18 protein-coding genes are annotated in these 24,428 nt (G+C 56.4%); 15 read left to right on the forward strand and 3 right to left on the reverse strand.

The window, feature by feature from the left end:
* The first annotated feature begins 50 nt into the window (after positions 1 to 50).
* Both yegD and KGP16_RS19365 read left to right on the forward strand, forming a co-directional pair.
* Complete coding sequence (gene yegD / locus KGP16_RS19360) at positions 51 to 1,403, forward strand: molecular chaperone (RefSeq protein WP_021807134.1); 1,353 nt, start codon at positions 51 to 53, stop codon at positions 1,401 to 1,403.
* A 40-nt stretch (positions 1,404 to 1,443) separates the two neighbouring features.
* Positions 1,444 to 1,989 (forward strand): GNAT family N-acetyltransferase, encoded by a 546-nt coding sequence (locus KGP16_RS19365; protein WP_021807135.1) that lies wholly within the window; start codon positions 1,444 to 1,446, stop codon positions 1,987 to 1,989.
* A 42-nt stretch (positions 1,990 to 2,031) separates the two neighbouring features.
* Here the strand turns inward: KGP16_RS19365 and KGP16_RS19370 are convergent, their stop codons facing one another.
* On the reverse strand, positions 2,032 to 2,985 hold the full coding sequence (locus tag KGP16_RS19370; protein WP_223500208.1) for an aldo/keto reductase: 954 nt from the start codon (positions 2,983 to 2,985) through the stop codon (positions 2,032 to 2,034).
* A gap of 272 nt (positions 2,986 to 3,257) precedes the next feature.
* Here KGP16_RS19370 and KGP16_RS19375 point away from each other — a divergent pair, with 272 nt between their 5' ends.
* From KGP16_RS19375 to baeR, 6 genes are read left to right on the forward strand one after another with little or no spacing between them, the layout of a single operon-like run.
* The gene (locus KGP16_RS19375; protein ID WP_037376405.1) at positions 3,258 to 4,520 is read left to right on the forward strand and encodes an MdtA/MuxA family multidrug efflux RND transporter periplasmic adaptor subunit; all 1,263 of its coding nucleotides are present in this window, start codon (positions 3,258 to 3,260) and stop codon (positions 4,518 to 4,520) included.
* On the forward strand, positions 4,520 to 7,639 hold the full coding sequence (locus tag KGP16_RS19380) for an MdtB/MuxB family multidrug efflux RND transporter permease subunit (protein WP_021807138.1): 3,120 nt from the start codon (positions 4,520 to 4,522) through the stop codon (positions 7,637 to 7,639). Before KGP16_RS19375 ends, KGP16_RS19380 begins: the two co-directional genes overlap by 1 nt.
* Positions 7,636 to 10,716, forward strand: coding sequence for a multidrug efflux RND transporter permease subunit MdtC (gene mdtC, locus KGP16_RS19385; protein ID WP_223500209.1), 3,081 nt, complete (start codon positions 7,636 to 7,638; stop codon positions 10,714 to 10,716). Before KGP16_RS19380 ends, mdtC begins: the two co-directional genes overlap by 4 nt.
* A 33-nt stretch (positions 10,717 to 10,749) precedes the next feature.
* Positions 10,750 to 12,195: an MFS transporter gene (locus tag KGP16_RS19390; protein WP_223500210.1), complete on the forward strand. Its 1,446-nt coding sequence runs from the start codon at positions 10,750 to 10,752 to the stop codon at positions 12,193 to 12,195.
* Positions 12,192 to 13,562 carry a two-component system sensor histidine kinase BaeS gene (gene baeS / locus KGP16_RS19395; RefSeq protein ID WP_059201492.1) on the forward strand — a complete coding sequence of 457 codons (1,371 nt, stop codon included), beginning with the start codon at positions 12,192 to 12,194 and terminating at the stop codon, positions 13,560 to 13,562. Before KGP16_RS19390 ends, baeS begins: the two co-directional genes overlap by 4 nt.
* Positions 13,563 to 13,574: 12 nt before the next feature.
* Positions 13,575 to 14,291, forward strand: coding sequence for a two-component system response regulator BaeR (gene baeR, locus KGP16_RS19400; protein WP_021807142.1), 717 nt, complete (start codon positions 13,575 to 13,577; stop codon positions 14,289 to 14,291).
* A gap of 3 nt (positions 14,292 to 14,294) precedes the next feature.
* Here baeR and KGP16_RS19405 read toward each other — a convergent pair whose 3' ends face one another.
* A complete protein-coding gene (locus KGP16_RS19405) occupies positions 14,295 to 14,684 on the reverse strand; it encodes a type II toxin-antitoxin system VapC family toxin (RefSeq protein WP_021807143.1) in 390 nt (129 codons plus the stop codon).
* Positions 14,685 to 14,687: 3 nt separating this feature from the next.
* The gene (locus tag KGP16_RS19410) at positions 14,688 to 14,951 is read right to left on the reverse strand and encodes an antitoxin (protein WP_021178792.1); all 264 of its coding nucleotides are present in this window, start codon (positions 14,949 to 14,951) and stop codon (positions 14,688 to 14,690) included.
* A 346-nt stretch (positions 14,952 to 15,297) separates the two neighbouring features.
* Here KGP16_RS19410 and KGP16_RS19415 point away from each other — a divergent pair, with 346 nt between their 5' ends.
* From KGP16_RS19415 to KGP16_RS19445, 7 genes are all read left to right on the forward strand, one after another.
* Positions 15,298 to 15,636, forward strand: a complete 339-nt coding sequence (locus KGP16_RS19415; RefSeq protein WP_021178793.1) for a YegP family protein — start codon at positions 15,298 to 15,300, stop codon at positions 15,634 to 15,636.
* Between the two features lie 180 nt (positions 15,637 to 15,816).
* On the forward strand, positions 15,817 to 17,169 hold the full coding sequence (gene yegQ, locus KGP16_RS19420; RefSeq protein WP_021178794.1) for a tRNA 5-hydroxyuridine modification protein YegQ: 1,353 nt from the start codon (positions 15,817 to 15,819) through the stop codon (positions 17,167 to 17,169).
* 536 nt (positions 17,170 to 17,705) lie between these two features.
* Complete coding sequence (gene yegS / locus KGP16_RS19425; protein WP_223500211.1) at positions 17,706 to 18,605, forward strand: lipid kinase YegS; 900 nt, start codon at positions 17,706 to 17,708, stop codon at positions 18,603 to 18,605.
* A gap of 448 nt (positions 18,606 to 19,053) precedes the next feature.
* Positions 19,054 to 20,268: a D-mannonate dehydratase ManD gene (gene manD, locus KGP16_RS19430; protein ID WP_021178796.1), complete on the forward strand. Its 1,215-nt coding sequence runs from the start codon at positions 19,054 to 19,056 to the stop codon at positions 20,266 to 20,268.
* 14 nt (positions 20,269 to 20,282) lie between these two features.
* Positions 20,283 to 21,296: a Zn-dependent oxidoreductase gene (locus tag KGP16_RS19435; protein ID WP_223500212.1), complete on the forward strand. Its 1,014-nt coding sequence runs from the start codon at positions 20,283 to 20,285 to the stop codon at positions 21,294 to 21,296.
* A 107-nt stretch (positions 21,297 to 21,403) separates the two neighbouring features.
* Positions 21,404 to 22,798 carry an MFS transporter gene (locus tag KGP16_RS19440; RefSeq protein WP_179252139.1) on the forward strand — a complete coding sequence of 465 codons (1,395 nt, stop codon included), beginning with the start codon at positions 21,404 to 21,406 and terminating at the stop codon, positions 22,796 to 22,798.
* Positions 22,799 to 22,866: 68 nt separating this feature from the next.
* Positions 22,867 to 24,327 carry a mannitol dehydrogenase family protein gene (locus tag KGP16_RS19445; RefSeq protein ID WP_223498191.1) on the forward strand — a complete coding sequence of 487 codons (1,461 nt, stop codon included), beginning with the start codon at positions 22,867 to 22,869 and terminating at the stop codon, positions 24,325 to 24,327.
* Positions 24,328 to 24,428: the final 101 nt, after the last annotated feature.

Below are 24,428 nucleotides of genomic sequence, written 5' to 3' on the forward strand. Positions count from 1 at the left end.
GACCAGTCTCGGGTAAAGTCGCCCCCCTTCATCGGCATGGGGAACGAAAAATGTTTATTGGCTTCGATTATGGCACTGCCAACTGTTCTGTCGCCGTTATGCGCGACCAGGGCCCTGAATTACTGACGTTGGAAAACAACGAACCGTATCTCCCTTCGATGCTGTGCGCACCGACGCGTGAGGCGGTGAGTGAGTGCCTGCATCGCCACTGGCAGGTGCCAACCGGCAGCGAGGAAAACCAGCAGCTGCTGCGCCGCGCCATCACTTTCAACCGCGAAGAAGATATTCCGGTCAACGGCGACAGCGTGCTGTTCGGCCTGCAGGCGCTGGCCCACTACATCGAAGATCCGGAAGAAGTGTATTTTGTCCGCTCGCCGAAATCCTTCCTCGGGGCTAACGGCCTTAAGCCACAGCAGATTGCGCTATTTGAAGATCTGGTGTGCGCCATGATGTTCCACATCAAGCGCCAGGCGGAAAGCGTGTTACAAACCAGCATCGATCAGGCCGTCATTGGCCGCCCGATCAACTTCCAGGGCACCGGCGGTGAAGAGGCTAACCAGCAGGCGCAGGGGATTTTGCACCGCGCCGCACAGCGGGCCGGTTTCAAAGAGATCGAGTTTCAGTTCGAACCGGTTGCCGCCGGGCTGGACTTTGAAGCGACGCTAAGCGAAGAGAAAACCGTGCTGGTAGTCGATATCGGCGGCGGCACCACCGACTGCTCGGTGCTGTTGATGGGGCCACAATGGCGCGATCGTGCCGATCGCCAACAGAGCCTGTTGGGGCACAGCGGTTGCCGCGTAGGCGGTAACGATCTGGATATCATGCTGGCGTTCAAACAGCTGATGCCGCTGTTCGGTATGGGCGGTGAAACCGAGAAAGGCATTGCCATGCCTGCATTGCCTTACTGGAACGCGGTAGCGACCAACGACGTCCCGGCCCAAATCGATTTCTACAGCACGGCCAATGGCCGTATGCTGCGCGATCTGATCCGCGACGCTGCCGAACCCGAGAAGGTGAAACGTCTGTTGAAAGTACATCAGCAGCGCCTGAGCTATCGGCTGGTACGTGCGGCGGAAGAGAGTAAAATCGCGCTATCGGGTCAGGCAAGCATCAGCGCTCAACTGGATTTTGTGCAGCCGGAGCTGGCAGAAACGATCAGCCAGGAGCAGTTGGCCGATGCCATTGCCCAACCTCTGCTACGTATCCAGGAACAGGTTAGCGCCGCTCTGGCTACCAGCCAAAGTAAGCCGCAGGTCATTTACCTGACCGGTGGTAGCGCGCGCTCACCACTGCTGAGAACTGCACTGCAACAGCAGTTGCCGGGGATCCCGATCGTCGGTGGCAACGATTTTGGCTCGGTCACCGCCGGGTTGGCACGCTGGGCGCAGACGCTGTTTCGTTGATTAACGCAGGGGCGGCTAACGCCCCTGACAATGGAGCATTATGGCTATCATCACTGGTGAAACACCTAGATTGCTGCTGCGCGGTTGGCAAGATAGCGATCTGCCCGCCTTTGCCGCGCTCAATAGCGCTCCTGAGGTGATGAAATACTTCCCGGCAACGCTAAGCAGAGCTGAAAGCGACGCCCAGGCCAATCGTATCCGCCAATTTATGCAACAACACGGCTGGGGGCTATGGGCCGTCGAGGTGAAGCATCAGGCTGCCTTTATCGGCTTTGTCGGGCTAGCCATTCCTGGCGACGATCTGCCCTGCTCGCCCTGCGTGGAAATTGGCTGGCGGTTGGCGAAGGAGCATTGGGGCCAAGGCTATGCCAGCGAAGCGGCACGTTGCGCACTGGATATCGCTTTCAATAGGCTGCAACTGCCAGAGGTGGTGTCCTTTACCGCTGAAATTAATCTCCCTTCCCGCCGGGTGATGGAGCGCATCGGGATGACCTTCAGCGGTGAAACCTTCGAGCATCCCCGTTTACCGCTGGGCCATCCACTACGCAAGCATGTGTTGTATCGTAAGCTGTCGCCAAACAAGTAATGGTGATAATAACTCATTGAATAATAATTGATGTTAGGGGCCTTACCAGGCACTTGCCTCATCCAGCGCCTTGATATCCTCGGCGGCCAATTGGAGCCGAGTGGCACTCACCAACTCATCCAACTGGGTTAACGAGGTGGCGCTGACGATGGGCGCGGTGATGCTTGGGCGAGCAATCAGCCAGGCCAACGAGATCTGTGCGGGTGTAGTCTGGTGCTTCTCTGCCAGCAGATCGAGGGCTGCCAGAATGCGGAAACCGCGCGGGTTCAGATAACGCGACACAATGGTATCTCCGCGCTGGCTCTTACCCACGTCCTGTGCGCTACGATATTTGCCGGTGAGGAAACCACTGGCCAGTGAGAAGAAGTTGATCACCCCCAGCCCCTGTTGCTGCGCCACCGCTTCCAGCGCCTGCTCATAACCTTCACGGGCATACAGATTATATTCCGGCTGCAGGGTTTCATAGCGCGCCAGTCCGTTTTGCTCGCTGACTTTCAGTGCTTCCACCAGCCGGTCTGCCTGATAGTTGGAAGCGCCAATGGCACGCACTTTCCCGGCTTTGATCAATTCATCAAATGCAGACAGAGTTTCCGCCAGCGGAGTGTCCTGGTCATCATCATGGGACTGATAAAGATCGATATAATCGGTTTGCAGGCGGCGCAACGAAGCCTCTACGGCCTGACGAATATAGCGTGGCGACAAGCCTTGTTTGCCCTCGCCCATCGGTTTTCCCACCTTGGTAGCGATGATCACCTGGTCGCGCTTGCCGCTTTTCTTCAGCCAGTGACCAATCACCGTTTCTGACTCACCACCTTGGTTGCCCGGCGCCCAGCTCGAATAAACGTCGGCGGTATCAATAAAATTCAGCTGATTGGCTACCAGCGCATCCAACAGGCTGAAAGACGTGGCCTCGTCTGCAGTCCAACCAAACACGTTGCCGCCAAAGGTCAGTTGCGGGACCTGAATGCCGGAACGGCCCAACGGTTTCTTGCTCATGATGTGGCTCCTGAGGGAAAAGGAAATATTCGCCCTAAATTATTAGCGCGAAAACGGCTGGAACGCTAAAACGAATCGGTTATATGTCAGAAAATGTCTAGCTAAGCGTGGTTTTGGTAAAATAGACATTCTCTGCCGACAAACCTGACGCTTCCTCCATATTTCCTTCATTTTTACACCGTGACGGCTCGCTAAACTAGTATCCTGTAAGGAGTATCACTTTTGGCAACTGATTGCCCGCACGACTGTCTCTGGAGAGAATGCCCAACGCCATGAATACAAAACCCAAACGCCGCACACTGCTCTTGCGCCTGCTAGCCATAGTTATCGTGGTGCTTGGCGCCATTCTGATCTGGCGTCACTTTAGCGCGCCACAGGCTACCGGTGCAGCGCCGGGTGCGCAGCAGGCAGGTTCAGGCCCAGCAGGAGCCGCAGGCAGAGCCGGTGGTAGACGAGGGTCTCCCATGTCTCCAGTGCAGGCCGCCACCGCCACAGTGCAGAGCGTGCCGCGTTTCCTCTCGGGATTGGGCACCGCCACCGCGGCCAACACCGTGACCGTCACCAGCCGCGTCGATGGTCAATTGATGGCGATACACTTTACCGAAGGCCAACAGGTCAAGGCGGGAGACCTGCTGGTTGAGATCGACCCGCGCCCTTACGAAGTACAATTAACTCAGGCTCTGGGGCAGTTAGCCAAAGATCAGGCGACGCTGGCCAATGCCAAACGCGACCTCGCCCGTTACCAACAGTTGGCAAAAACCAATCTGGTATCGCGCCAGGAACTGGATACCCAGGAGTCATTGGTTCGCCAGACCGAAGGGGCTATCAAGGCCGATCTAGGGGCGGTGGACAGCGCCAAACTGCAAATAACCTACAGTAAGATCACCGCACCGATTGATGGCCGCGTGGGCCTTAAGCTGGTTGACGTGGGCAATTACATCGCCAGCGGCAGCACTACCGGCATCGTGGTGATCACCCAAACGCATCCGATCGATGTAGTCTTTACCCTACCGGAGAGCAATATCGCCGATCTGGTCAAAGCACAGAAAGCTGGCCCCGTGAGCGTCGAGGCATGGGACCGCACCAACCAGCAGTTGTTAACCACCGGTGAGTTATTGAGCCTGGATAACCAGATCGATACCGCGACGGGTACCATCAAACTGAAGGCTCGCTTCGACAATCAGGACGATGCGCTGTTCCCGAATCAGTTCGTTAACGCCCGGCTGAAGGTTGCCACCCTGCAAAATGCGGTGGTGATCCCCACCGCCGCGCTGCAAATGGGCAACGAAGGTAACTTCGTCTGGCTGCTGAGCGCAGACAATAAGGTCAGCAAACATCGGGTGACCGCCGGTATTCAGGATAGCCAGCAGGTGGTCATTAGTGCCGGGGTCAATGCGGGCGACCGCGTCGTCACCGACGGGATCGACCGCCTGACCGAAGGCATGCAGGTTGAAGTGGTGGCCCCTCATACATCGACGGCCACCCCGAATGCAGAACAACCGAAGCACCGCGCTAAACCTCAGGGGAACTCCTGATGCAGTCGATGTCCCCACATAGCGGAGGTGGGCCTTCCCGCCTGTTTATTCTTCGCCCAGTAGCCACCACGCTGTTTATGCTGGCTATCATGCTGGCCGGGATCATTGGCTATCGCTCACTGCCCGTTTCTGCCCTGCCGGAAGTGGATTACCCAACCATCCAGATCGTCACACTCTACCCTGGCGCCAGCCCGGATGTGGTCACCTCGGCGATCACCGCGCCGTTGGAGCGCCAGTTTGGCCAGATGTCCGGCCTTAAGCAGATGGCCTCGCAGAGCTCCGGTGGCGCCTCGGTGATCACCCTACAATTCCAGCTTGAACTGCCGCTGGACGTTGCCGAGCAGGAAGTGCAGGCGGCCATCAATGCCGCCACCAACCTGCTGCCCAACGATCTGCCCTACCCGCCGATTTACAGCAAGGTTAACCCGGCCGATCCACCGATCCTGACGCTGGCCGTCACCTCGACCGCCATGCCGATGACCCAGGTAGAAGACATGGTGGAAACCCGGGTGGCGCAAAAGATTTCGCAGGTTACCGGGGTCGGTCTGGTCACCATCTCCGGCGGCCAGCGCCCGGCCGTACGGGTGAAACTCAATGCTACGGCGGTCGCCGCCTATGGGCTGGATAGCGAAACCATTCGCACCGCCATCAGTAACGCCAACGTCAACTCGGCCAAAGGTAGCCTGGACGGCCCGACGCGTTCGGTCACACTCTCTGCCAACGATCAGATGAAAACCGCTGAGGATTACCGTCAGCTGATTATCGCCTATCAGAACGGAGCAGCCATCCGCCTGCAAGATATCGCCACCATTGAGCAAGGCGCAGAGAACAACCGCCTGGCGGCATGGGCCAATAAAGAACAGGCCATCGTGCTGAATATTCAGCGCCAACCGGGTGCCAACGTGATCACCACCGCCGACAGTATTCGCGAGATGCTACCAGAGCTGATCAAGAGCCTGCCAAAGTCGGTAGATGTGAAGGTGCTGACCGACCGCACCACCACCATCCGGGCCTCGGTCAGTGACGTACAGTTTGAGCTGCTGCTGGCGATCGCCCTGGTCATCATGGTGATCTACGTCTTCCTGCGTAACGTTCCCGCCACCATTATCCCGAGCGTGGCGGTGCCGCTTTCCCTGGTGGGCACCTTTGCCGTCATGTATTTCCTCGACTTCTCCATCAACAACCTGACGCTGATGGCGCTGACCATCGCCACCGGCTTTGTGGTGGATGACGCCATCGTGGTGATCGAGAATATCTCGCGCTATATCGAAAAAGGTGAAAAACCGCTCGACGCGGCGCTGAAAGGGGCAGGAGAGATCGGCTTTACCATTATCTCGCTGACCTTCTCGCTGGTAGCGGTGCTGATCCCACTGCTGTTTATGGGCGATATCGTTGGCCGTCTGTTCCGAGAGTTTGCGGTGACGCTGGCAGTGGCGATCCTGATTTCCGCGCTGGTTTCGCTGACGCTGACGCCGATGATGTGCGCCCGGATGCTTAGCCACGAATCGCTGCGTAAGCAAAACCGTTTCTCTCGTGCTTGCGAGCGTTTCTTTGACCGGGTGATCGCCCAATACGGCGTGTGGCTGAAAGTGGTGCTGAACCATCAGTGGCTGACGTTAGGCGTCGTCTTCGGCACCATGGCGCTGACCGTGTTGCTGTATCTGCTGATGCCAAAAGGCTTCTTCCCGGTGCAGGATAACGGCATTATTCAGGGTACGCTGGAAGCGCCACAGAGCGTTTCATTCAGTAACATGGCCGAGCGCCAGCAGCAGGTTGCTGCCGAAATTCTCAAGGATCCGGCGGTAGAAAGCCTGACGTCCTTTGTTGGCGTGGACGGCAGCAACGCCACGCTCAACAGCGGCCGTTTGCAGATCAACCTTAAACCGCTGAGCGAACGTAGCGATCGCATCCCGGCGATCATTACCCGCCTGCAGCAACAGACGGCGCAGTTCCCCGGCTTGAAGCTGTATCTGCAACCGGTGCAGGATCTGACCATCGACACCCAGGTGAGCCGCACGCAGTACCAGTTCACCCTTCAGGCGATGTCATTGGATGACCTCAGCCTGTGGGTGCCGAAGTTGATGGCCGAATTGCAGCAGGCCCCGCAACTGGCCGAAGTGACCAGCAACTGGCAGGATCAGGGGCTGGTGGCCTATGTGAATGTCGACCGAGACTCGGCCTCGCGCCTTGGCATCACCATGAGCGATGTCGACAGCGCGCTGTATAACGCCTTCGGCCAGCGCCTGATCTCAACCATTTACACCCAGGCAAACCAATATCGGGTGGTACTGGAGCATGATGTCTCCAGCACACCAGGGCTTTCAGCGTTAAACGATATCCGCCTGATCAGCAGCAACGGCACCATCGTGCCATTAAGCACCATCGCCAAAATAGAGGAGCGCTTTGGCCCGCTGTCGATCAACCATCTCGATCAGTTCCCGTCGGCCACCGTGTCGTTTAACGTGGCCGGTAATTACTCGCTCGGGGAAGCGGTAGAGGCCATTACTCAGGCTGAGAAAGATCTCAACATGCCCAAAGACATCACCACCCAGTTCCAGGGGGCCACGTTGGCATTTCAGGCTGCCCTTGGCAGCACGCTGTGGCTGATCCTGGCGGCGGTGGTCGCGATGTATATTGTGTTGGGCGTGCTGTATGAGAGCTTTATCCACCCGGTGACCATTCTTTCGACCCTGCCCACCGCCGGTGTCGGGGCCCTGCTGGCACTGATGCTCTCCGGCCATGAGCTGGATGTGATCGCCATTATCGGCATCATCTTGCTGATCGGCATCGTGAAAAAGAACGCCATCATGATGATCGACTTTGCATTGGCTGCCGAGCGTGAGCAAGGGATGACGCCGTACGACGCCATCTATCAGGCCTGCCTGCTGCGTTTTCGCCCGATCCTGATGACCACGCTGGCCGCGCTGCTGGGGGCATTGCCGCTGATGCTGAGTACTGGCGTCGGGGCAGAACTGCGCCGCCCGCTGGGCGTCTGTATGGTCGGTGGTCTGGTGATGAGCCAGATCCTGACGCTGTTCACCACGCCGGTGATTTACCTGCTGTTTGATAAATTGGCTCGCAATACCCACCGCCAGCCAGAACCGCAGGAGCTGCCGTGAAATTCTTTGCCCTGTTTATCTACCGGCCGGTTGCCACAACGCTGTTGACGCTGGCGATCACCATCGCCGGGGTGATTGGCTTTCGGCTGCTGCCGGTATCGCCGCTGCCGCAAGTGGATTTCCCCGTCATTCTGGTGAGCGCTTCGTTACCTGGCGCCGATCCGGAAACCATGGCCTCCTCGGTAGCTACACCGCTGGAACGGGCCCTGGGCCGGATCGCCGGGGTGAATGAAATGACCTCGACGAGTTCACTTGGCAGCACCAGGGTGATCCTGCAGTTCGATCTCGATCGCGATATCAACGGGGCTGCACGTGACGTACAGGCTGCGATTAATGCCGCCCAAAGCTTATTGCCTACCGGGATGCCAAGCCGACCCACCTATCGCAAGATCAACCCGTCCGACGCGCCAATCATGATCCTGACGCTGACTTCGGATACCTACAACCAAGGGCAGCTGTATGACTTCGCGTCAACGCAGCTGGCGCAAAAGATTGCCCAGACGGAAGGCGTAGGCGATGTCTCGGTCGGCGGCAGTTCCTTACCTGCGGTACGCGTGGAGCTTAATCCCGGTGCCTTATTCAACCAGGGGATTTCACTGGATGCGGTAAGGCAAACCATCGCCAACGCCAACGTACGCCGCCCGCAAGGCGCGGTGGATGACCCACAGCAGCGCTGGCAGATCCAGGCCAACGACGAATTGAAAACTGCGGCGGCCTACCAACCGTTGGTGATTCACTATAACAACAGCGCGGCGGTACGGCTGAGCGATGTGGCCAACGTCATCGATTCGGTCCAGGACGTACGCAACGCCGGGATGACCAACGCCAAACCGGCCATCATTCTGACCATCAGCCGTGCTCCCGGCGCCAATATCATTCAAACCGTGGATCGTATCCGCGCCGAGTTGCCCGCGTTGCGGGAGAACATCCCCGCCTCGATCGAACTGAATATTGCCCAGGATCGCTCACCGACGATCCGTGCCTCACTGGCCGAAGTAGAGCAATCACTGGTGATCGCCATCGGGCTGGTGATCCTGGTGGTCTTCATCTTCCTGCGCTCTGGCCGCGCAACGCTGATCCCGGCAGTGGCCGTACCGGTTTCCCTGATCGGTTCCTTCGCCGCCATGTACCTGTGCGGCTTCAGCCTGAACAACTTGTCGCTGATGGCGCTCACCATCGCCACCGGTTTTGTGGTGGATGACGCCATCGTGGTGCTGGAAAACATTTCGCGCCACGTCGAGGCCGGGATGAAACCGATCAAAGCTGCCCTGCAAGGGGTACGTGAAGTCGGTTTCACCGTGCTTTCCATGAGCGTATCGCTGGTGGCGGTGTTTATTCCCTTGCTGTTTATGGCCGGCTTGCCAGGCAGGCTGTTCCGTGAATTTGCCGTGACGCTTTCGGTGTCGATCGGGCTTTCGTTACTGATTTCACTGACGCTGACGCCAATGATGTGCGCCTATCTGCTGCGCTACCAGCCACCGCGCGAACAGCGTCGTATTCGGGGTTTTGGCCGCATGTTGCTGGGTTTGCAGCAGGGCTATGGCCGCTCACTCAACTGGGTATTAGGCCATTCCCGCTGGGTAATGGCAGTGTTCCTGGCTACGATTGCCCTTAACGTCTGGCTGTACATCAGTATTCCAAAAACCTTCTTCCCCGAGCAGGATACCGGCCGCCTGATGGGCTTTATCCAGGCCGACCAGAGCATTTCGTTTCAGGCAATGCGCGGTAAGCTGCAAGAGTTTATGAAGATCGTGCGGGAAGACAAGGACGTGGATAACGTCACCGGTTTCACCGGCGGTTCGCGCACCAATAGCGGCTCGATGTTTATCTCCCTCAAACCGCTGTCGGAACGCACCGATGATGCTCAGAAGGTGATCGCCCGCCTGCGTGCCAAACTGGCGAAAGAGCCGGGGGCTAGCCTGTTCCTGATGGCTGTACAAGACATTCGCGTTGGTGGGCGGCAGGCCAACGCCAGTTATCAATACACGCTGCTGGCCGACGATCTTGGCGCACTGCGCGAATGGGAACCGAAGATCCGCACCGCACTGGCAGCGTTGCCGGAGCTGGCGGACGTCAACTCCGATCAGCAGGACAAAGGCTCGGAAATGGATCTGACCTACGATCGCGAAACCATGTCGCGGCTGGGCATTTCGGTCAACGACGCCAACAACCTGCTCAACAACGCTTTCGGACAACGCCAGATTTCCACCATCTATCAGCCGCTGAACCAATACAAAGTGGTGATGGAGGTAGCTCCGCCCTATACCCAGGACGTGAGCTCGCTGGACAAAATGTTTGTGATCAACAGCAGCGGCCAGCCGATCCCGCTGTCTTACTTTGCCCAATGGCGGCCAGCCAACGCACCGCTGGCGGTGAACCATCAGGGGCTGTCGGCAGCCTCTACCATCTCGTTCAACCTGCCAGACGGTGGCAGCCTGTCCGAGGCGACGGCAGCCATCGAACGGACCATGACGCAGCTGGGAGTTCCCTCCACCGTGCGAGGCTCGTTTGCCGGTACCGCACAGGTGTTTCAGGAAACGCTGAAATCACAGCTGTTCCTGATCGCGGCGGCCATCGCCACGGTATATATCGTGCTAGGTATTTTGTATGAGAGCTATATCCATCCGCTGACCATACTGTCCACGCTACCTTCTGCCGGAGTCGGGGCATTGCTGGCACTGGAACTGTTTGACGCGCCGTTTAGCCTGATTGCGCTAATCGGGATTATGCTGTTGATTGGTATCGTTAAAAAGAATGCCATCATGATGGTCGACTTTGCCCTGGATGCGCAACGCAACGGCGGGATCAGCGCCCGTGAGGCCATCTTCCAGGCCTGCTTACTGCGTTTTCGCCCCATCATGATGACGACATTGGCGGCCCTGTTTGGCGCCTTGCCGCTGGTTCTGACCAGCGGGGACGGGGCGGAGCTGAGGCAGCCGCTGGGGATCACCATCGCCGGGGGGCTGCTGATGAGCCAATTGTTGACGCTGTATACCACGCCGGTGATCTATCTGTACTTTGACCGCTTGCAGATGAAGTTCCGTCGCGGTAAAAATCTGACGCCGCTGCCTCACTGATCGGCAGCAACGCGGGAGATAAGGGCCTATGAGATGAACATCAAACCCAGCGCCCCACCAGGGTCCACCTCGGTGCGATGGCAGCTGTGGATCGTGGCTTTCGGCTTCTTTATGCAGACGCTGGATACCACCATCGTCAATACCGCGCTGCCCTCCATGGCAGCCAGCCTGGGGGAAAACCCGCTGCGCATGCAGTCGGTGATTGTTTCCTATGTGCTGACGGTCGCAGTGATGCTACCTGCCAGCGGATGGCTGGCGGATCGGGTAGGTGTCAAACGGGTGTTCTTCAGCGCCATCGTGCTGTTCACGCTCGGGTCGATCCTGTGCGCCCGTTCGGAAACCCTGAATGAGCTGGTGGCCTCCCGCGTGATACAGGGCATCGGCGGCGCGATGATGGTGCCGGTCGGCAGGCTGACGGTGATGAAAATCGTCCCGCGTGAACAGTATATGGCGGCGATGACCTTCGTCACCCTACCCGGCCAGATCGGCCCGCTGATGGGACCCGCCTTGGGGGGCTTTCTGGTGCAATACGCCAGTTGGCACTGGATCTTCCTGATCAACATTCCCGTGGGGATCGCCGGAGCGATTGCCACCGCGCTGCTGATGCCCAATTACACCATGCAGACCCGGCGTTTCGATATCAGCGGCTTTATCATGTTGGCAATTGGCATGGCGACGCTGACGCTGGCGCTCGACGGGCATAAAGGCATGGGGCTTTCCTCTGCCACCATCGCCGGGCTGGTGGTTATGGGTTGCGCTGCGCTGGCCGGCTACTGGTTGCATGCCCGAGGTAACAGCCGGGCGCTGTTCTCACTACGACTATTCAAGACGGCAACCTACCGCATCGGGCTAACCGGCAGCCTGTTGGGGCGGATCGGCAGCGGGATGTTGCCCTTTATGACCCCGTTGTTTTTGCAAGTGGGTATGGGGTTTTCCCCGTTCCACGCCGGATTGATGATGATCCCGATGATCATCGGCAGCATGGGCATGAAGCGCATCGTGGTGCAGGTGGTTAACCGATTCGGTTATCGTAATGTGCTGGTGGCCGCCACCCTGATGCTGGCGCTGGTCACCCTGAGTTTTCCGCTGGTGGCGATGCTGGGCTGGGTTTATCTGCTGCCAGTGGTACTGTTCTTCCAGGGTATGGTTAACTCCCTGCGTTTTTCCGCCATGAATACCCTGACGCTGAAAGATCTGCCCGATCGGCTCGCCAGCAGCGGCAACAGCCTGCTGTCGATGGTGATGCAGCTATCCATGAGCCTGGGCGTCAGCATTGCCGGGATCCTGATTGGCAGCTTCGCGCATCATCAGGTGGTGGCCGATAGCCCGGCTATCCACAACGCCTTTATCTACAGCTATGGCTGCATGGCGCTGATTATTGCCCTGCCGGCGCTGGCTTTCGCCCGCGTACCGACCGACATCGCCCCCAACCGCACGTTGACCAAAGAGCCGGGCACCGGCTCCACGAGGAAACAATGAGAATTGGCATAACCGGCAAGCTGTTCATGGCGATCTTCGCCACCTGCATGTTGGTGTTGATCACCATGCACTGGGGCGTACGCGTCAGCTTTGAACGGGGTTTTATCGATTACATCAAGCACAGCAATGAGCAGCGCATCAGCATGCTCGGTGACGCGTTGGAAGATCAGTATCGCCGCCACGGCAACTGGGAATTTCTGCGTAACAACGATCAGGTGGTGTATCAGATTATGCGTTCGTTTGAGCAGAACAGCGACAGTAGCCACAATCTGCCCCCCAAGGGCTGGCGCACCCAATTCTGGGTGGTGGACAGTCAATATAACCGGTTGGTAGGCCATTCCGGCCCGATCCCGAAAGAAAGCACCCGACACCCGATTCATTACAACAATCAGATCGTCGGTTGGGTAGTGGCTACTCCACCGGAAAAGCTGACGCGCAATGCGGACATCAACTTCGATCGCCAACAGAAGCGCACCAGCTGGATGATCGTTGGGCTATCTACCTTGTTGGCGGCGGCAGTCACCTGGCTGATGTCGCGCGGCCTGCTGGCACCGGTTAAACGCCTGGTTGCTGGTACCCATCGGCTAGCGGCGGGTGATTTCAGCGCTCGGGTGGCGGTCAGCAGCCAAGATGAGCTGGGTCGGCTAGCACAGGATTTCAACCAGCTTGCCACTTCGTTAGAAAAGAACGAACAGATGCGGCGGGCGCTAATGGCGGATGTTTCCCACGAGCTGCGTACCCCACTGGCGGTACTGCGTGGTGAGTTAGAGGCGCTGCAAGACGGCGTTCGCCAACCCACACCGGCTTCGCTCAGTTCGCTACAGGCGGAAGTCTCAACCCTCACCAAATTGGTGGACGATCTGCACCAGCTGTCACTCTCCGATCTCGGTGCCCTCGCCTACCGTAAATTGCCAGTAGATTGTGTGCATCTGGTGCAGATCGCAGTGGCGGCCTTCCGTGAACGTTTTCATGCCAAACAGTTGGAAATCGTCACCTATCTACCGGAACAGATGCCACTGTTTGGCGATCCTGACCGACTGCTCCAGTTATTCAACAACCTGTTGGAAAACAGCCAACGCTATACCGATGCCGGTGGTCGGCTGGAGATTGGTATCGAACGCCTGCCGGGAACGGTGCGGATTTACTGGCAGGACAGCGCCCCAGGAGTGAATGACGAGCAGTTGGCTCTCATCTTCGAACGCTTTTATCGCACTGAAGGATCGCGTAACCGCGCCAGCGGCGGTTCGGGGCTGGGGCTCTCCATCTGTCAGAACATTGTGGAGGCACATGGCGGTGAGATCCGCGCACAACACTCGCCTTTAGGCGGCGTGCGCATTACAGTAGATTTCCCCATCTCTGGTGAATAATAAGGTTGTTTGATGGAAAACCAAAATCAGCCACTACAAATCTTGATTGTGGAAGATGAACCCAAGCTGGGCCAACTGTTGGTAGATTATCTGCAGGCTGCTGGCTACGCCACCCGCTGGCTGAGCAACGGCAGCGAGGTGATCCCGGCGGTGCATGAACATCCACCGGCGCTTATTTTGCTGGATTTGATGCTGCCAGGCTGCGATGGCTTAACCGTTTGCCGTGAGCTACGCCGTTTTACCGATATCCCCGTCATCATGGTGACCGCCAAAATCGAGGAGATCGACCGCCTGCTGGGGCTGGAGATCGGGGCGGATGACTACATCTGCAAGCCTTACAGCCCGCGCGAAGTGGTTGCCAGGGTGAAAACCATCCTGCGCCGTTGCTATCGGCCCCAGGAACATAGCGATGATGATTCACTGTTGCAAATTGATGAGCCACGCTTTCAGGCCAGCTATCAGGGCCATATCCTGGATCTGACTCCGGCGGAATTCCGCCTGCTGAAAACCCTGGCCTGCCAGCCGGGCAACGTGTTTTCACGCGAACAGCTGCTGAACAATCTGTACGACGATTACCGGGTGGTGACAGACCGTACCATCGATAGCCATATCAAGAACCTGCGCCGCAAGCTGGAGCTGATCGACGGCGACAAGGCGTTTATCCGTTCGGTCTACGGGGTGGGCTACCGCTGGGAAGCCGAACAGTGTAGGCTGGTCAATGGGCTGTGACGCTTACAGCGTCCAGTCTTCCACCTCAAGCTCCGCGACCATAGTGAAAGCCCGATCGCTGGTCACTATGGTTGCGCCACGGCTTACCGCATGTGCGGCAATAAGCTGATCCAACGCCCCCATCGGTCTGCCTTGTTTTTCCATACTTGCGCGCATGACACCATAGCAATGCGCCGCCGCAGAGTCCCAGGAGTAAACGGTGACGGCGTCCAGGAACATCATCACCGTCTGTTTTAGCGCCTTGTTCTGCCGCTTGGCGACACCATAAAGCAGTTCCGCCTGGGTTATGCTGGAAATACACACCGACGATGGCGGTACCCGGCCCATAGCCGCAAGCAGCCGGGGATGTTGACGAAAAAGCTGGCTCACCGTGTTAGTGTCGAACATATACATGACTTACTGTTCCTCCTTGAACGGATCCCGTTCTGCTACCCCTTGCTGGCGATCGTCAGCAGTCAGGAAGTCAGCAGGAACCGCCACGTTTTGCAGCATGGTCAGTAGCGGTTGCCAGGAGTCCAATTTCATTGGATGCTTCGACAAGATAACGTTACCCTGTTCATCCCGGCGAATATAAACCTGATCGACATCGAATTCGAATTCCACTGGCAATCTCACCGCCTGATTTCTACCGTTTTTAAAAAGCTTGGCGACTCTTTCCATATTGCACCTCCTCACGCTGGCATAGGCCAAAGCATATGCCTATTTTGAGTGGATGCCAAGGCCAAGCTGCCTGTTTTTTGTTCGCATAAGGAATGCGGATATCAGCCACCCTATCCTCTCAACGTAGCAAAATCATCTGCCTCCTAACGTTTTATGCCAACGATGCGAACCGCTACGCAATCGCCAATGTAACCAGGGGCAACCTCCCTCCAGCCCAACCTGGCAACGAATACAACAAGCCACCCATTTCTGTGCACTGGTACGCATTACTTCACCGTTAAAAAAACGCTTGCTGAGACATTAGCTACACTTATCTCTCTTATTGGCACTAATCAGGAGCAGGACCATGGCAAGCGGACATTATGAGCTGACAAAATCGAGCAACGGGCAATATCACTTCAACCTGAAGGCCAGCAATGGCGAGATCATTCTCTCCAGCGAGATGTATGCCAGCAAAGCCTCGGCGGAAAACGGGATTGCGTCCGTGCAAACCAATTCGCCTCATGAGGCGCAGTTTGAAGTGAAAATCAGCAGCAACAACAAACCCTATTTCGTGCTGAAAGCCAAAAACCATCAGGTGATTGGCACCAGCCAGATGTACAGCTCGGATAGCGCAGCGAAAGGCGGGATTCAGTCGGTGATCAAGAATGGCCCAACCACAGACGTGCGTGATTTAAGCGTATAAATCTCATCCGGCCTGCGCGCGGTATCCACTACCGCGCGGTTTTTCTGATGATGAAGATCAATCTCCCTTGAAAATTTCCGGTTAATTGCTGATTTCTTGGCGGGCTGCCGCTACAATCCCCCGCTTTCACTGCGCCATTGGGTGGCGCGGTGCTGACCTGAAATCAGACCGAGAATCACTATGTTTACACCAGAACTCCTCTCCCCGGCGGGAACGCTGAAAAACATGCGTTACGCCTTTGCCTATGGGGCCGATGCGGTTTACGCCGGCCAGCCGCGTTACAGCCTGCGGGTACGTAATAACGAATTTAACCACGAGAACCTGCAGCTCGGGATTAACGAAGCCCATGCGCTAGGCAAAAGGTTCTACGTGGTGGTTAACATCGCGCCACACAACGCCAAACTGAAAACCTTCCTGCGTGACCTGAAACCGGTGATCGACATGGGCCCGGACGCGCTAATCATGTCCGACCCCGGTTTGATCATGATGGTGCGCGAAGCCTTCCCGCAGATGGACATTCACCTCTCGGTGCAGGCTAACGCGGTCAACTGGGCAACGGTGAAGTTCTGGCAGCAGATGGGCTTGACGCGGGTGATCCTTTCCCGCGAGCTGTCGCTGGATGAAGTGGCGGAAATCCGTAGCCAGGTACCAGAAATGGAGCTGGAGATCTTCGTGCATGGCGCACTGTGCATGGCCTATTCCGGCCGCTGCCTGCTTTCCGGTTACATCAACAAACGCGATCCCAACCAAGGCACCTGCACCAATGCCTGCCGCTGGCAGTACAAGGCAGAAGAAGGCAAGGAAGACGATACCGGCAGCATCGTGCATCTGCATGAGCCTATCGCGGTGCAAAACGTTGAGCCGACGCTGGGCATTGGCGCACCAACCGATAAAGTCTTTATGCTTTCCGAAGCGCAGAAACCCGGCGAGTACATGAGCGCGTTTGAGGACGAGCACGGCACCTACATCATGAACTCAAAAGATCTGCGTGCCATCCAGCACGTAGAGCGACTCACCCAGTTGGGCGTACATTCGCTGAAGATTGAAGGCCGTACCAAGTCGTTTTATTACTGCGCCCGTACCGCACAGGTTTATCGCCGTGCCATTGACGACGCCGTTGCCGGTAAGCCCTTCGACCCAAGCCTGCTAACCACGCTGGAAGGCCTGGCTCATCGTGGCTATACCGAAGGTTTCCTGCGCCGCCATACGCATGATGCCCACCAGAACTATGATTACGGTTCCTCCATTTCCGAACTGCAGCAGTTTGTCGGAGAATTTACCGGGGTGCGCCGTAACGGCTGGGCAGAAGTGGATGTAAAAAATAAATTCCTGGTCGGTGACAGCGTAGAGATGATGACGCCAGGGGGTAACGTGTTGTTTACCCTGGAAAGCCTGCAGAACAAGAAGGGCGAGACGATCGATGTCGCTCCGGGCAACGGCCATATCGTTTATTTGCCGATCCCCGAGGATATCGACCTCAATTATGCGTTGTTGATCCGCAATTTGCCGCAGGACGATAGCCAGAACGGTTAAGATGTTTATCGCCACCCACCTGGGTGGCAATTTTTGGCAAATATTAGAATCAGATCACATCAATTAGCGCGCAGCTTGGTTATTATCATGCTGCTTAAAACTAATAACGAAAATATTTGCATAGCAATACTAGGAACCACCTCCTTAGCCAGCCCAATCTCCCTTGGGTTGGCCTTTTCTTTTTTATCCCCTTAAATTTCAATCAGCTGAAAATTTCATTGGTTTTTTTAGGATATTTCTTGCATTGCGCCAAGCGGATTATCATTTTCCCTGCAATATATAAATTATTCTATAGCGATTAATAAGGTCGTTAATACCAACGCTTAACTTGCGTGAAAGAAAGGTATTTCCCCCCATTGGGCATTGATTATATAAATACCCTGTAGCAGCCAAACGCGGCATTACCTGAATATTCTTATGGCCCGCTACCGGATTGTGGTTTATCGTTAATGGCTTGGTATAGGGTTCAAACTACTGGGAAGCCCCACCTGGCCACCGTTTGACAGCCGATTCGTTTTTCGCCATAAGGATCAGGAATGCACCAATATGCACCAGCACTGCTTATCATCAATGGTAAAAGCTCCGGCAACGAGGAAGTTCGCGCAGCGGTGAACCTGCTGCGCCATGAGGGCCAGACCCTGCATGTCCGCGTCACCTGGGAACTGGGGGATGCCGCTCGTTACGTCAAAGAGGCTAGCCAACTGAGGGTTGAAACCGTGATCGCCGGGGGTGGCGACGGTACCATCAACGAGGTCGCTGCCGCATTGGCACAACTGCCCGCAGAGTTTCGCCCAATACTCGGCATACTGCCGCTGGGCACCGCCAACGACTTTGCTACCGCCTGCTCTATTTCCTTACAACCAGATTTGGCCTTGCAGTTAGCCATCAAGGGCCGAGCGGTGCCGATCGATCTGGCCAAGGTCAATGACGAGCGCTATTTCATCAATATGGCGACCGGCGGCTTTGGCACCCGCATTACCACCGAAACCCCAGAAAAACTGAAGGCTGCGCTGGGGGGCGTTTCCTATTTCATTCACGGCCTGCTGCGCCTGGATGCGCTGAAAGCCGACAGCTGCGAGATCCGTGGGCCAGATTTCCATTGGGCCGGAGAAGCGCTGGTGATCGGTATCGGCAACGGTAGGCAGGCCGGAGGTGGGCAGAAACTTTGCCCTGGCGCGTTGATCAACGATGGTTTATTGCAGGTGCGCCTGCTCACCGCCGAAGAGTTGCTTCCTACGCTGGTCAATATCTTGTTCAGCGGCGAGGAAAACAGCAACGTAGTTGATGCCTCATTGCCATGGCTGGAAATCACCGCGCCGCATGAAATCACCTTTAACCTTGATGGCGAACCGCTGAAAGGTCGTGATTTCCGCATTGAGGTGCTGCCTGATGCTATCAAGTGCCGCTTACCGCCAAATTGCGATCTGCTGGGATAAGCAAATAAGCCACGTGCTCAGATCGAGCAAGCTTTAGCCCGGCGTAACGCCCCTCACCCTAACCCTCTCCCACAGGGAGAGGGGACAGTATGTGCTACAAATTAGCTCCTACGCTCAACAGCAGCATCGTAAAAAACCCCAACTAATTGATGGGGTTACCAAGTTACAAATTATCATCCGCACCTGACCGCATCACCGAATCAGCTCCCTCTCCCTGTGGGAGAGGGTTGGGGTGAGGGGCTGGTGCTACAAATTAACTCCCGTTCGTGAACACGCCTGCGAACCCACATCCCTCTTTTTACCTCAAGATAAAACCACCACCCCACGTCTGCGATCCACCCATAACTGTGATCTCCAGCGGCAATTCTCACAAATCATACTTGTATGGTAGTCAGTTCAAGGTTAATTTCCGCCCATACGTTATCAGCAACAACAGGATGTGGAAGTCATGAAAATTGTTAAAGCCGAGGTGTTTGTCACCTGCCCAGGGAGAAATTTCGTCACCCTGAAGATCACTACCGACTGCGGGCTAACCGGGATCGGCGATGCAACCCTGAACGGCCGCGAACTGCCGGTCGCGTCTTATCTGGAAGATCACGTCTGCCCGCAGTTGATCGGCCGCGATGCTCATCAAATTGAAGATATCTGGCAGTACTTCTACAAAGGTGCTTACTGGCGCCGTGGCCCGGTGACCATGTCGGCCATCTCTGCAGTGGACACGGCATTGTGGGATATCAAAGCCAAAGCGGCCAATATGCCGCTGTACCAGTTGCTGGGTGGCGCTTCACGTACCGGCGTCATGGTGTATTGCCATACCACCGGCCACTCGATTGACGAAGTGCTGGACGATTATGCCAAGCACAAGGAGCTGGGCTTCAAGGCAATCCGCGCACAATGCGGCGTCCCAGGCATGAAAACCACCTACGGCATGGCCAAGGGCAAAGGCCTGGCGTATGAGCCTGCGACCAAAGGTAACTGGCCGGAAGAGCAGCTGTGGTCAACCGAGAAATACCTCGACTTCACCCCGAAACTTTTTGCAGCCGTGCGTGACAAATTCGGTTTTGACGAACACCTGCTGCACGATATGCATCACCGCCTGACGCCGATCGAAGCGGCCCGCTTTGGCAAAAGCGTTGAGCAATATCGCCTGTTCTGGATGGAAGATCCTACCCCGGCCGAAAACCAGGAGTGCTTCCGCCTGATCCGCCAACATACCGTGACCCCGATTGCGGTCGGTGAGGTGTTCAACAGCATCTGGGATTGCAAACAGCTGATAGAAGAGCAACTGATCGATTACATCCGTACCACCATCACCCACGCCGGGGGCATCACCGGCATGCGCCGTATCGCCGATTTCGCTTCACTGTATCAGGTACGTACCGGCTCACACGGCCCTTCCGATCTCTCGCCAATCTGCATGGCGGCGGCGTTGCACTTTGACCTGTGGGTGCCGAACTTCGGCGTGCAGGAATATATGGGCTACTCCGAACAGATGCTGGAGGTGTTCCCACATAACTGGACGTTCGACAACGGCTACATGCATCCGGGCGAAAAACCAGGGTTGGGCATCGAGTTTGACGAAAAACTGGCTGCCAAATATCCCTACGATCCAGCCTACCTGCCGGTAGCGCGCCTGGAAGACGGCACCCTGTGGAACTGGTAAACCGAGGAATTTCTATGAAAAGCATTACTGTTCAACAGCCAGGGCAATTGGTGATCGAAGAACGCCCATTGCCATCGCCGCAGCAAGGTGAAGTCCGGATCCGTGTGGCTAGTGCCGGGATCTGCGGTTCCGACGTGCATATCTATCGGGGCCATAATCCGTTTGCCAAATACCCGCGCGTGATCGGCCATGAGTTCTTTGGCCATATCGATGCTATCGGCGAAGGTGTCGACCCGTCACGCATCGGAGAACGCGTAGTGGGCGATCCGGTTGTCAGTTGCGGCCATTGCTATCCCTGCTCGGTGGGCAGACCAAACGTCTGCACCGAACTGCAGGTCATCGGGGTGCACCGTGACGGCGGGTTCAGCGAATTTGTGACGCTACCGGCCAAAAATGCCCATCTAGTACCGGACAGCATTCCAGACGACGAAGCCACGATGGTCGAACCCTTCACCATTGCTGCCAACATCTGTAGCCAACTGCAACCTGGCCCGTTAGATGTGGCCTTGGTGTATGGTGCCGGACCGATGGGCCTAACCTCCATTCAGGCGCTGAGCGGCGTTTACGGCGTAAAACAGATTGTGGTGGCCGATCGTATCGATGAACGTCTGGCTATGGCTACCGCCAATGGCGCGGACATAGTGATCAACAACAGCCATCTTGATTTGGCCAGCGAGTTACAAAAACTCGGCATTCGGCCAACGCTGATCATCGATGCTGCCTGCCACCCGGCTATTCTGCCGGAGGCAATCGGCTTGGCTTCTCCCGCCGCACGCATTGGCATTATGGGCTTCTCTGCCGAACCCTGCGTGATCAGCCAGCAAGCCATTACCAGTAAAGAGATCTCGATTTACAGCTCACGCCTTAACAGCAACCGCTTCCCGCAGGTGATTGCCTGGATGACGCAACGCCAGATCCAACCAGAGAAACTGATCACCCATCAGTTTACGTTTACGCAAGTACTTGACGCGATGGAGATCTTCGAAAAAGACCAAAAGCAGTGCTGTAAGGTTTTACTGAAATTCTGACCTGACGACTTTCCAGCTACGGCCTGCTGTAGCTGGAAGGAAACAGGGGCTTCTGAACCTCATCTTTGCCGTCCTTACAACAACAATTTGCAGAGAACAGAACAATGATGAACGCAAAAATTGACAACACTCAGCCGGAAAGAAGTACCTCGGACCTGATCAAGGCGGCCGTTTCCGGCTGGCTTGGTACCGCATTGGAATTTATGGATTTTCAGCTTTATTCACTAGGTGCAGCATTAGTTTTCCATGAAATATTTTTCCCGGAACAGTCCGCCGCCATGGCGTTAATCTTGGCGATGGGAACCTACGGCGCGGGTTATATCGCCCGTATTGCGGGTGCCTTCTTCTTTGGACGCATGGGGGATACCATCGGCCGTAAAAGGGTGCTGTTTATTACCATTACCATGATGGGGATCTGCACCACCTTAATCGGCGTGCTGCCAACCTATGCGCAAATCGGTATTTTCGCCCCTTTGTTACTGGTGTTACTGCGTATTATTCAAGGGTTGGGAGCAGGTGCGGAAATTTCCGGAGCCGGAACCATGCTGGCAGAATATGCGCCTAAGGGTAAACGCGGGATTATCTCCTCACTGGTAGCCATGGGCACCAACTGCGGCACGCTGTCGGCGACCGCCATCTGGGCCGTCATGTTCTTCTTCCTGTCGAAAGAAGAACTGCTGGCCTGGGGCTGGCGCGTGCCTTTCCTGGCCAGCGTGGTCGTCATGCTGTTTGCCATCTGGCTGCGTATGAACCTGAAAGAAAGCCCGGTGTTTGAAAAAGTTAACGACGACAGCACCAGCGCAACACCGGCTCACGCCGTGGCTGACAAGACCCATTCGCTGTCGGCAATGTTCAGTAGCAAATCCTTCTGGCTGGCTACCGGGCTGCGTTTTGGCCAGGCAGGCAACTCCGGTCTGATACAGACCTTCCTGGCTGGTTATCTGGTGCAAACCCTGCTGTTTGAGAAGGCTATCCCAACCGACGCCTTGATGATCAGCTCCGCCATCGGTTTTATTACCATCCCGTTCCTTGGCTGGCTCTCCGACAAGATAGGCCGGCGGATACCTTATATCCTGGTCAATATCTCCGCCATCATTCTGGCTTACCCCATGATTTCGATGATTGTGGACAAGACCAATGAGGTGAACGTGATTATGGCCTCGATCATTATTATCCATAACGTCGCAGTGCTGGGCCTGTTTGCGCTGGAAAACATCACCATGGCGGAAATGTTTGGTTCACGTAACCGCTTTACCCGCATGGCGATCTCCAAAGAGGCCGGTGGTTTGGTGGCGGTCGGCTTCGGCCCGGTATTGGCCGGTATCTTCTGCAATATGACCGACTCCTGGTGGCCAATCGCCGCCATGATGATCCTGTACTCCGTTATCGGCTTGCTGGCAGCGATATTGATGCCAGAAGTCAGAGATCGCGACCTGAGCCTGGCGGAAGATGCCGCAGAAAGCCCAGCGCTACCGATAGCCCAGCGCGTCAGCAGTCATTAATCCCTCTTCAATCCTCTGCCGCAGAAAAGGTTCTGCGGCAATCAAACCATCACACAGTGAGTTTTAACATGGATACCAAGCTGTTAGCAGCCAACGCCATTGTTCCGCAGTACGATCGTAGCAAACTGGTTTCGCGCCTGGTTCATCTGGGCTTTGGTGCCTTTCATCGGGCCCACCAGGCGGTATACGCCGATATTCTGGCACAGGAACACGGCAGCGACTGGGGGTACTGCGAAATCAACCTGATCGGCGGCGAACAGCAAATCGCCGATCTCAAACAGCAAGATATGCTCTACAGCGTGGCAGAGATGTCAGCCGATGCCTGGCAATGCCGAGTGGTGGGCGTAGTAAAACAGGCTCTGCATGCGCAAATCGACGGGCTGGACGCCGTGTTCCAGGCCCTGGCCCAGCCAGAAGTGGCTATTGTGTCCATGACCATCACCGAAAAAGGCTACTGTCATTCTCCTGCCACCGGCCAGTTGCAGCTAGATCATCCATTGATTGTGCGGGATCTGGCTAATCCACATCACCCACAAAGCGCAGTGGGGGTCATCGTCGCAGCCTTGGCACAACGTAAAGCTGCCGAGCAATCTGCATTCAGCGTGATGTCTTGCGACAATATGCCGGAAAACGGCCATGTGACCCGCAACGTGATCACCACCTATGCCAAAGCGCTCGATCCGGCGTTGGCAACGTGGATCGAAACCCACGTCACCTTCCCTTCCACCATGGTCGATCGCATCGTGCCAGCCGTGACGCCAGACACCCTGGCCCAGGTCGCACAGCAAACCGGCGTGCAGGATCCGGCAGCCGTGGCCTGCGAGCCGTTCCGCCAATGGGTGATTGAGGACAATTTTGTCGCGGGCCGCCCGGCATGGGAACAAGCCGGTGCCGAACTGGTCAGCGATGTGTTGCCGTTCGAAGAGATGAAGCTGCGTATGCTGAACGGCAGCCACTCGTTCCTGGCCTATCTGGGTTATTTAGCCGGTTACCCACACATCAGTGACTGTATGCAGGATGAGCATTACGTCAAGGCCGCCCGCCATCTGATGCTGGCTGAGCAAGCCCCGACGCTGAACACGCCGGGAACCGATCTGGAGAAATACGCCGATTCCCTGCTGGCACGCTATCGTAATACGGCGTTGAAGCACCGCACCTGGCAGATCGCCATGGACGGCACGCAAAAGCTGCCGCAGCGCATGCTGGATTCGGTGCGCTGGCACCTGGCCAACGGCAGTGATTTTGACTGTCTGGCGCTGGGCGTAGCGGGCTGGATGCGTTACGTCGGCGGTAAGGACGAACAGGGTCAACCGATCGACATCAGCGATCCATTGCGTGAGGAAATTGCCCGGCGCGTCGCCAACAGTGCTGAAGGTGAGCCTCGCGTGATGGCGTTACTGCAAATGACCTCGGTATTCGGACGCGACCTGCCGGATAACCAACGCTTCGTCAATGCCGTGACCAGTGCTTATCTGGCGCTGTTGGCGCGGGGAGCTAAAGCGACGGTGGCAAGGGTGCTGGCGCGCTAATAGAAAAGCAGAGAATGCGGGTGGATTTATCCGCCCTCTTTCACGGGTTAATCTGCTAGTATGGTGGCATTCACTACTACTCTCATATATTGATTGTCGCC

It is taken from the genome of Serratia sp. JSRIV006 (genome assembly GCF_019968685.1).
Classification (GTDB): Bacteria; Pseudomonadota; Gammaproteobacteria; order Enterobacterales; family Enterobacteriaceae; genus Chania; species Chania fonticola_B.

Coding starts and splice junctions, on each gene's coding strand:
- KGP16_RS19380 (WP_021807138.1), top strand. CDS start 4,520: ATGCAGTCGATGTCCCCACATAGCGGAGGTGGGCCTTCCCGCCTGTTT.
- yegS (WP_223500211.1), top strand. CDS start 17,706: ATGCACCAATATGCACCAGCACTGCTTATCATCAATGGTAAAAGCTCC.
- baeR (WP_021807142.1), top strand. CDS start 13,575: ATGGAAAACCAAAATCAGCCACTACAAATCTTGATTGTGGAAGATGAA.
- KGP16_RS19365 (WP_021807135.1), top strand. CDS start 1,444: ATGGCTATCATCACTGGTGAAACACCTAGATTGCTGCTGCGCGGTTGG.
- KGP16_RS19445 (WP_223498191.1), top strand. CDS start 22,867: ATGGATACCAAGCTGTTAGCAGCCAACGCCATTGTTCCGCAGTACGAT.
- KGP16_RS19390 (WP_223500210.1), top strand. CDS start 10,750: ATGAACATCAAACCCAGCGCCCCACCAGGGTCCACCTCGGTGCGATGG.
- yegD (WP_021807134.1), top strand. CDS start 51: ATGTTTATTGGCTTCGATTATGGCACTGCCAACTGTTCTGTCGCCGTT.
- baeS (WP_059201492.1), top strand. CDS start 12,192: ATGAGAATTGGCATAACCGGCAAGCTGTTCATGGCGATCTTCGCCACC.
- yegQ (WP_021178794.1), top strand. CDS start 15,817: ATGTTTACACCAGAACTCCTCTCCCCGGCGGGAACGCTGAAAAACATG.
- KGP16_RS19435 (WP_223500212.1), top strand. CDS start 20,283: ATGAAAAGCATTACTGTTCAACAGCCAGGGCAATTGGTGATCGAAGAA.
- manD (WP_021178796.1), top strand. CDS start 19,054: ATGAAAATTGTTAAAGCCGAGGTGTTTGTCACCTGCCCAGGGAGAAAT.
- KGP16_RS19405 (WP_021807143.1), bottom strand. CDS start 14,684: ATGTATATGTTCGACACTAACACGGTGAGCCAGCTTTTTCGTCAACAT.
- KGP16_RS19440 (WP_179252139.1), top strand. CDS start 21,404: ATGAACGCAAAAATTGACAACACTCAGCCGGAAAGAAGTACCTCGGAC.
- KGP16_RS19415 (WP_021178793.1), top strand. CDS start 15,298: ATGGCAAGCGGACATTATGAGCTGACAAAATCGAGCAACGGGCAATAT.
- KGP16_RS19410 (WP_021178792.1), bottom strand. CDS start 14,951: ATGGAAAGAGTCGCCAAGCTTTTTAAAAACGGTAGAAATCAGGCGGTG.
- KGP16_RS19370 (WP_223500208.1), bottom strand. CDS start 2,985: ATGAGCAAGAAACCGTTGGGCCGTTCCGGCATTCAGGTCCCGCAACTG.
- KGP16_RS19375 (WP_037376405.1), top strand. CDS start 3,258: ATGAATACAAAACCCAAACGCCGCACACTGCTCTTGCGCCTGCTAGCC.